The sequence below is a fragment of the Kitasatospora putterlickiae genome, assembly GCF_039527695.1.
GTDB classification, from domain to species: Bacteria; Actinomycetota; Actinomycetes; order Streptomycetales; family Streptomycetaceae; genus Kitasatospora; species Kitasatospora putterlickiae.
Genome location: NZ_BAAAKJ010000015.1, coordinates 1 through 1,686 on the forward strand (window position 1 = coordinate 1; position 1,686 = coordinate 1,686).

The following is a 1,686-nucleotide window of genomic DNA, read 5'->3' on the forward strand; positions in this document are numbered from 1 at the left end:
AAAAACTTCTTGCAAAGATATTGTGGTTGTGTTATAATAAATCTTGTCGCAAAAAAGCGCCCGTAGCTCAATTGGATAGAGCGTCTGACTACGGATCAGAAGGTTAGGGGTTCGACTCCTCTCGGGCGCACCATTCGACCCGGGAAGTAGCTCAGCTTGGTAGAGCACATGGTTTGGGACCATGGGGTCGCAGGTTCGAATCCTGTCTTCCCGACCAGTAAAAATCAAATATGCGGGTGTAGTTTAGTGGTAAAACCTCAGCCTTCCAAGCTGATGTCGTGGGTTCGATTCCCATCACCCGCTCCATAATGGGGCCTGTAGCTCAGTCGGTTAGAGCGCACGCCTGATAAGCGTGAGGTCGGTGGTTCAAGTCCACTCAGGCCCACCATTAAAAATTACTATTTCGAACCTTGAAAACTGAACAAAACAACCAGTACGTCAATTCGCTATTTAAATAGCATTGATTTATGAGTGACAGGAAAACTTGTTTCTCAGTAATAGTTGAGCACTTTATGTGCGATGACAACATTTATTGGAGAGTTTGATCCTGGCTCAGGACGAACGCTGGCGGCGTGCCTAATACATGCAAGTCGAGCGCGTGAAACAAGTTGATTCCTTCGGGATGAAACTTGTGGAACGAGCGGCGGACGGGTGAGTAACACGTGGGCAACCTGCCTGTAAGATCGGGATAACTCCGGGAAACCGGGGCTAATACCGGATAACACCTCCGACCGCATGGTCGGAAGTTGAAAGACGGCTTTTATGCTGTCACTTACAGATGGGCCCGCGGCGCATTAGCTAGTTGGTGAGGTAAGAGCTCACCAAGGCAACGATGCGTAGCCGACCTGAGAGGGTGATCGGCCACACTGGGACTGAGACACGGCCCAGACTCCTACGGGAGGCAGCAGTAGGGAATCTTCCGCAATGGACGAAAGTCTGACGGAGCAACGCCGCGTGAGTGATGAAGGTCTTCGGATCGTAAAGCTCTGTTGTCAGGGAAGAACAAGTACAAGAGGAACTGCTTGTACCTTGACGGTACCTGACCAGAAAGCCACGGCTAACTACGTGCCAGCAGCCGCGGTAATACGTAGGTGGCAAGCGTTGTCCGGAATTATTGGGCGTAAAGCGCGCGCAGGCGGTTTCTTAAGTCTGATGTGAAAGCCCACGGCTTAACCGTGGAGGGTCATTGGAAACTGGGAGGCTTGAGTGCAGGAGAGGAGAGTGGAATTCCACGTGTAGCGGTGAAATGCGTAGATATGTGGAGGAACACCAGTGGCGAAGGCGACTCTCTGGCCTGTAACTGACGCTGAGGCGCGAAAGCGTGGGGAGCGAACAGGATTAGATACCCTGGTAGTCCACGCCGTAAACGTTGAGTGCTAGGTGTTAGGGGGTTTCCGCCCCTTAGTGCTGAAGTTAACGCATTAAGCACTCCGCCTGGGGAGTACGGCCGCAAGGCTGAAACTCAAAGGAATTGACGGGGGCCCGCACAAGCGGTGGAGCATGTGGTTTAATTCGAAGCAACGCGAAGAACCTTACCAGGTCTTGACATCCTCTGCTACCTCTAGAGATAGAGGGTTCCCTTCGGGGACAGAGTGACAGGTGGTGCATGGTTGTCGTCAGCTCGTGTCGTGAGATGTTGGGTTAAGTCCCGCAACGAGCGCAACCCTTGACCTTAGTTGCCAGCAT

4 tRNA genes and 1 rRNA gene (1 of these 5 only partly in view) are annotated in these 1,686 nt (G+C 52.3%); all 5 read left to right on the plus strand.

Annotation, left to right across the window (positions count from 1 at the left end):
* Positions 1–56 precede the first annotated feature (56 nt).
* Positions 57–133 (plus strand) — tRNA-Arg (locus ABD308_RS01400).
* Between the two features lie 7 nt (positions 134–140).
* Positions 141–217, plus strand: a tRNA-Pro gene (locus ABD308_RS01405).
* Between the two features lie 15 nt (positions 218–232).
* A tRNA-Gly gene (locus ABD308_RS01410) sits at positions 233–306 on the plus strand.
* Positions 307–311: 5 nt separating this feature from the next.
* Positions 312–388, plus strand: a tRNA-Ile gene (locus ABD308_RS01415).
* 141 nt (positions 389–529) lie between these two features.
* Positions 530–1,686 (plus strand): 16S ribosomal RNA (locus ABD308_RS01420) (it continues 414 nt past the right edge of the window).